Annotated in this window: 8 protein-coding genes; 3 read left to right on the top strand and 5 right to left on the bottom strand. The window is 65.6% G+C overall.

The features are described from left to right. From ACRDU5_RS16115 to ACRDU5_RS16105, 3 genes are all read left to right on the top strand, one after another. The coding region (locus ACRDU5_RS16115; protein ID WP_526615631.1) for a CoA transferase at positions 1-571 on the top strand (571 nt) is incomplete at its 5' end. Between the two features lie 21 nt (positions 572-592). After that, the gene (locus ACRDU5_RS16110; RefSeq protein ID WP_526615630.1) at positions 593-1,888 is read left to right on the top strand and encodes an acyl-CoA dehydrogenase family protein; all 1,296 of its coding nucleotides are present in this window, start codon (positions 593-595) and stop codon (positions 1,886-1,888) included. Between the two features lie 18 nt (positions 1,889-1,906). After that, the gene (locus tag ACRDU5_RS16105; protein ID WP_526615629.1) at positions 1,907-2,692 is read left to right on the top strand and encodes an SDR family NAD(P)-dependent oxidoreductase; all 786 of its coding nucleotides are present in this window, start codon (positions 1,907-1,909) and stop codon (positions 2,690-2,692) included. 370 nt (positions 2,693-3,062) lie between these two features. Here the strand turns inward: ACRDU5_RS16105 and ACRDU5_RS16100 are convergent, their stop codons facing one another. The 5 genes from ACRDU5_RS16100 to ACRDU5_RS16080 all read right to left on the bottom strand — a co-directional run. Then, positions 3,063-3,203, bottom strand: coding sequence for a hypothetical protein (locus ACRDU5_RS16100; RefSeq protein WP_526615628.1), 141 nt, complete (start codon positions 3,201-3,203; stop codon positions 3,063-3,065). A gap of 275 nt (positions 3,204-3,478) precedes the next feature. Next, entirely contained in the window at positions 3,479-3,925 is a 447-nt protein-coding gene (locus ACRDU5_RS16095; RefSeq protein ID WP_526615626.1) for a hypothetical protein, read from the bottom strand. A 68-nt stretch (positions 3,926-3,993) separates the two neighbouring features. Then, positions 3,994-5,343 (bottom strand): cytochrome P450, encoded by a 1,350-nt coding sequence (locus ACRDU5_RS16090; RefSeq protein WP_526615625.1) that lies wholly within the window; start codon positions 5,341-5,343, stop codon positions 3,994-3,996. Continuing rightward, a complete protein-coding gene (locus ACRDU5_RS16085; protein ID WP_526615624.1) occupies positions 5,340-5,540 on the bottom strand; it encodes a ferredoxin in 201 nt (66 codons plus the stop codon). The genes ACRDU5_RS16090 and ACRDU5_RS16085 overlap by 4 nt, the downstream gene beginning before the upstream one ends. Positions 5,541-5,565: 25 nt before the next feature. Next, positions 5,566-6,063: SDR family NAD(P)-dependent oxidoreductase (locus tag ACRDU5_RS16080; protein WP_526615623.1), on the bottom strand; the 498-nt coding region annotated here is incomplete at its 5' end.

The following is a 6,063-nucleotide window of genomic DNA, read 5'->3' as shown; positions in this document are numbered from 1 at the left end:
GGTGGACGGTGCCGCCGCGTTGATGGCGCCGTACTACGGGATGGTGGCCGCCGGCACGTGGCGAGACCGCAGGCACGCCAACGCCTTGGACGGCGCCGCGCACTACTACGGCGTCTATGAAACCGCGGATCAAAAGCACGTCGCCGTCGGAGCCATGGAGCCCGCGTTCTATGCCGAGTTGTGTCAGCGCCTCGACGTCACGGTGCCGCACGACGAGAACGAGCCGGCCGCGTGGGCCGCGCACCGCCCGGTGCTGGCGGCACGGTTCCGGGACAAGACCCGCGCCGAGTGGGAACGGGAACTCAGTTCGCCCGGATGCTGCGCCGCACCCGTGCTCAGCCTCACCGAAGCACCGCAGCACCCGCACAACGCGGCGCGTGGCACCTTCGTCGAGATCGACGGCGTTGTGCAGCCCGCGCCGGCGCCGCGCTTCTCGCGGACGCAGCCCGCGACGCCGACCGGACCCGCGTTGCCGGGCGACCAGACCCGCGGCATTCTGGCCGGTTTGGGGCTGGACGATGCTGAGATCACCGAGGTGCTCGATTCCGGGATAGCCCGGCAGAGCAACTGAACACCGACGGAAGGACGACCAGTGGCGTGGGACTTCTCCACCGACCCCGAGTGGTCGGAGCAGCTGGCCTGGGTGGACGACTTCGTGCGGTCGGAGTGCGAGCCGATCGATCTGATCGTCAAGGAGTCGCATGACCTCAACGATCCGGTGCGCCAGGCGCTCATTCCGCCGCTGCAGAAGATCGTGAAGGACCGCGGGTTGTGGGCCACCCACCTCGGCCCGCATTTGGGCGGACCCGGGTACGGTCAGGTGAAGCTGGCGCTGCTCAACGAGATCCTGGGCCGTTCCGAGTGCGCGCCGATCGTGTTCGGCGCGCAGGCACCCGATTCCGGCAACAGTGAGATCCTGGCTCACTACGGAACGCCGGAACTGAAGGACCGTTACCTGGAGCCGCTTCTGGACAACCGGATCGTGTCGTGCTTCTCGATGACCGAGCCCCAGGGCGGCGCCGATCCCAAGGTGTTCACCACAACCGCGGTCCAGGACGGTGATCACTGGGTGATCAACGGCGAGAAGTGGTTCTCGTCATTCGCATCGATGGCCTCGTTCATCATCGTGATGGCGATGACCGACCCGGATGCGCCGCCGTACGAACGTCATTCGATGTTCGTGGTACCCGGCGAGACGCCGGGCATCAACGTGCTGCGCGACGTCGGATTGGGTTACCAGCCGCTTGGCGGCGGCCGTGAGGGCTACGTCCGGTACGAAGACGTCCGGGTCCCCGCCGACCACATGCTCGGCCCCCGAGGCGGCGCCTTCGTGGTCGCTCAAACCCGTCTGGGCGGCGGCCGGATCCACCACGCCATGCGGACGGTCGGACTGGTCCGGCGCATCTTCGACATGCTCTGCGAGCGGGCGGTGTCCCGGTATACCCAGGGCCAGATGTTGTCCGACAAGCAACTGGTCCAGGAGATGATCGCCGACTCATGGATGGAGATCGAGGCGTTCCGCCTGCTCACCCTGCAGACAGCGTGGAAGATCGATCAGCACAACGACTACAAGGCCGTCCGCGCGGACATCTCAGCGGTCAAGGCGATGATGCAGAAGGTGCTGCACGACGTGTCGGCGCGTTCTCTGCAGCTGCACGGTTCGCTGGGCACCACCCACGAAATGCCGTTCGTCCAGTATCTGGTGGAGTCGTTCGTCCTCGGGCTCGCCGACGGGCCGACCGAGGTGCACAAGGTGACCTTGGCCCGGTTGTTGCTCAAGGAACACAAGGCGGCACCCGACATGTTTCCGTCGGAGCACCTGCTGCGGCTGCGGGCGGCGGCGGAGGCGAAGTTCGCCGACAAGCTTGCGGGGATTCCCCGCACCTGACCCAGGGAGGTCTTCAAATTGCCCGCACCGTGTGACGGCAAGGTGGCCTTGGTGACCGGCAGCAGCCGTGGCCTCGGCAAGGCCATCGCGCAACGATTGGCCGGCGAAGGTGCGACCGTCGCGTTGACGGCACGCACCCTGGAGCCCGACCCCAAATATCAAGGGTCGCTTTCCCAGACGCTCGAGGAGATCGAAGGGGCCGGTGGGTCGGCGATCGCGATTCAGGCCGATCTGTCCAAGGTCGAAGACCGCGAGCGGCTGTTCGGCGAGGTGGTCGAACACGTTGGCGCGCCCGACATTCTGGTCAACAACGCCGCCGTCACGTTCCTTCGGCCGCTCGACGAGTTTCCGGAGCGGCGGGTCCGGCTGATGATGGAGATGCACGTGCTGGCGCCACTGCATTTGACGCAGTTGGCGATCCCGGCCATGCGCGAGCGCGGCGCCGGCTGGGTGCTTAATGTGACATCCGTCGGTGGCGACCTGCCTGCCGGCCCGCCGTTCTCCGATTTCGACCGCGCGGCCGGCTTCGGTGCGTACGGCACGGTGAAGGCCGCGCTCAACCGGCTGACGAAAAGCCTTGCGGCCGAGCTCTATCACGACGGTATCGCGGTGAACGCCGCGGCGCCGACGAATCCGGTCGCCACGCCGGGGGCCGGCACGTTGGATCTGGCCAAGTTCGACACCGAAGACATCGAGCTCATCACCCAGACCGCCTTCGTGCTGTGCACCGGCGATCCGAAATCGTTGACCGGTCGGATAGCCCACACCCAGAGCTTCCTGCGCGAGGTCGGTTGGTTGAACTAACGATGACGCGCACACCATGACCGACATCGGATTGCAGCCCGCTCACGCGTTGGCCGAGGCCATCCGCCGACGCGACATTGGCCGGGCGGGCGAGATTTGGTTCCTGGCGTCCCTGGCTGGTGTCGGCTACCGGTCGCCCGCTGGCGGTGGGGCGCGGTCTGGTTGGTAGCTCTCACGACGCGATCCTCTGGTCGCGTGCGTGTCACACCTTCCCGACGCCGTGCCTTATGGCCTTGGGCGCGACGCCCGATCACCGTGGCGGCTGCCTGGTGTCGGGTGACGTTCTCGTAGGGTTTGCGCCAGTGCTGCTCGCCCCACACGCTGGTGTAGGCGGGGTTGACCGCGAACAGCCGGATCCCGGCCGCCGCGGTTAGGGCGGACAGCCCGACCCCGCCGCCGCGCAGTCCGGGTCCGGTGGGGTGGCCCAGGATGCGGTGAGGTAACGGCCGGCCCGGCCCGGCTTGCGGGTGATCATGTAGGACACCGACTGTGCACCGGTGATGCGCCCCAACCGTCGGCTCGGTAGGAAAACCTCGCGGTGCTGGACAGCACGTAGCGGCCGTGCTTGGCGTTGGCCAAATGCTCCAACGGCCTGGGCAGGCGCAGGCTGACGTGCCCGTTCGGGGTGACGGTGATGGTCAGGTTGCCGAACGGTTCATCGCCGGAACCGTTGGCCGCGATCCGGTAGCGGGCAGCCTCCCAGTTCTCCTGCCATTGCGCCAGCGTGAGCCCGGCAGCCTCGAGAACTGCTCGGCGGATTCGTCCCCCCGCCAGGCGTGTGAACCCTCAGAGCCGCCGCAGCAAAAACGTCCAGAACTGGGTCCCCGGCGGACCGCCGAAACACCCGACGTCGTAGACCGAGTCGATGGTTCCGAACAGCGTGACCTCATCCCACGAGTACGTGTCGCGGGTCGGCATGTTGTGCCCCGGGCATCGCAGGCCGTCGGGCACGTCGACCGTCAACGTATATCGGCCGTCGGCCAGGTACGCGTCGCCGTCGTAGTAGGCATAGAACTTCAGTCGCGGGATCGCGCTGATGTCGATGCAGTTCGGGTCGGTCTCCGCCGCGGGTCGTTGACACCCGGAGACGAACCACACCCACGACGCCTGGGTGTACCTGTTGGTCTCCACGTCGTAATTCCCCGGCTGCATCATGGCGTGCGCTGGCGGGGCGATCACGCACGCAGCCGCCGTAAGAGCGGCCGCCGCGGTCACGACCGTCATGGACTTCATGGTCGTTCCTCCGTCCATTTCCTCACCGGTTGCCCATCAAATCACCTGGCGGGCGAATCTGGATGATTTCAGTCGATGACGGCCGCTTCCTTGCGCTCGGTGATCGGCCGGGCGAGTTCCTGTTCGTCGCAGATCCGCTGTAGCCGCTCCAGCGTCTCGTCGAGGCCTGTGCCGATGCGCGGACCCGGCGTGAACGTCGCAGGCAACCGGCGCATGCCCTGGATGATGCCGATGGTCTCGTAGTGCACGGCACCTTCGGGGTCGCATTGGTAATCCGGCATCCGGTCAAGCACTGCGGTGAGCATCGACTTGAATACCGTGCGCGCCACGTTCGATCCGACGCAGCGGTGGACGCCGATGCCGAAGCTGAAGTGACGGTTACCTTTTCGATCTATGATCAGGTCGTTCGGGCCACGGAACACCGATGGATCGCGGTTGGCCATTGCCCAGGAGATCCACAGCCGCTCGCCCCCGCTGAATTTCGTGCCCTCGATCTCGACATCCTCGGAGAAGGTGCGGCCGTCACCCGGCGCCGGGGTGAAGAAGCGCAAGAACTCCTCGGTGGCCGGATCCAGCAGCGTGTCGCGGTCTTTGCTCAGCCTGTCGCGCTGGTCCGGGTTTTCGGAGAGCCACTCGAGTGCATGCGCGGTCAGAGCCGTCGTGGTGTCGAAACCGCCGCCGATGATCAGGCCGAGATTGCCGATGATTTCGATGTCGGGGGCCGGTTCGTCGTCGATCTTCAATTCGAGCAATGCGTTCACCAGGCCGGGCCGGGGGTTATCCCGGATCTCGACCATGCGCGTCAGCAGATCGATACCCATCTCCCGACGCATCTCGATAACGCGGTCCATCTCGGGGGAGTCCTCCGGGGTGTAGACGGAGGCGTGGGTCGGTTCGCTGTAGAGCGACCACTTCTTCAGTTCGATGCCCATCATCGCCAACGTCAGCACGGCCGGCACGATGTTCGCGAGGTCGTCGACGAAATCGATGCTGCCGCTTTCGATCTTCTCGTCGAGGCAGGCTCGCACGATCTCGTCGACGAAGGGCTCCCACCGCTTCACCGCGGCAGGGGACAGATACGGGTTCAGCACGGCGCGGTAGGTGCGGTGCTCCGGATCGTCCATCTCCAAGATTCCGCCTCGGACCCCGGCGGCGCGCTTCGCCTTTGGGATGGCGATGCCCCCGTACGGTGTCTCTCCGGTGAGATCGTGATGGTTGGAGACGGCCGGGCACCGAGCCAGCTCGAAGACTTCCTTGCTGCCGGCCGCGACCCAGTGTCCGTTGTACGTGTCCGTCCACGCCATGGGGCACTTCTCGTGCATTTCCTCGGTGATCTTCTCGAACTGCAGCCGGTAATCCGGCGTGTGGCGATCGAAGTGGTAACGGTTCTTCTTGGGATCGATTTCGTTGAGGCTCAAGAGGTCTCCTCGATCGAGATGGCCTGCTCTGGGCACGAGTGCACGGCTTCGCGCACCGCGTCTTCCTGATCGGCCGGAACCACCTCGTTGACCGGCGACGAGGTGCCGTCGATGTCGCTCAGTTCGAACGAATCCGGGGCGATCATCGAGCACAGCGTGTGCCCCTGGCAGCGCTGCGAATCAACAAAGACCTTCATGATGTCCTCCGGTCAGATGCTGTATTCAGGTGTTTCGTCCGCCGTTGACCCCGAGGATCTGGCCGGTGATGTAGCCGGCCTCCTCGGAGATGAGAAACGCGCACGCGGCGGCGATGTCTTCGGGTCTGCCGATGCGGCGCACCGGGGTTGCGTCGATGTTCTGTTGGACGACGACGTAGCCGCGGGCCTCGGACTTGCGCAGCATCGGCGTGTCGATGAAACCCGGCGGTACCGCGTTCACGGTGATGCCACTCGGCCCGTATTCGAGCGCCAGCGACTTGGTAAGCCCGTTGACGGCCGACTTGGCCGCCACATACGGCGCCATGTAGGGCTGCCCCGAATGAGTGCTGGACGAGGAGATGTTCACGATGCGGCCCCAGCCGGCCTCGATCATGTCGGGCAACACCGCCTGCACACAGTGGAAGACGCCGTTGAGGTTGACGTCGATGATGTGCTGCCAGTCGTCGAACGTGATGTCGGTGAAGCGCTTGAAGCGCTCGACTCCCGCGGCGTTCACCAAGAT

Origin of the sequence: Mycobacterium sp. (assembly GCF_050701515.1) — a bacterium.
GTDB lineage: Bacteria > Actinomycetota > Actinomycetes > Mycobacteriales > Mycobacteriaceae > Mycobacterium.
The sequence above is the reverse complement of the archived record's forward strand: the minus strand, read 5'-3'. Positions and strand labels throughout refer to the sequence as shown.

Bases quoted from the DNA above. Each gene is read 5' to 3' on its own strand.
- ACRDU5_RS16095 (WP_526615626.1), bottom strand. From the start codon at position 3,925: ATGAAGTCCATGACGGTCGTGACCGCGGCGGCCGCTCTTACGGCGGCT.
- ACRDU5_RS16085 (WP_526615624.1), bottom strand. From the start codon at position 5,540: ATGAAGGTCTTTGTTGATTCGCAGCGCTGCCAGGGGCACACGCTGTGC.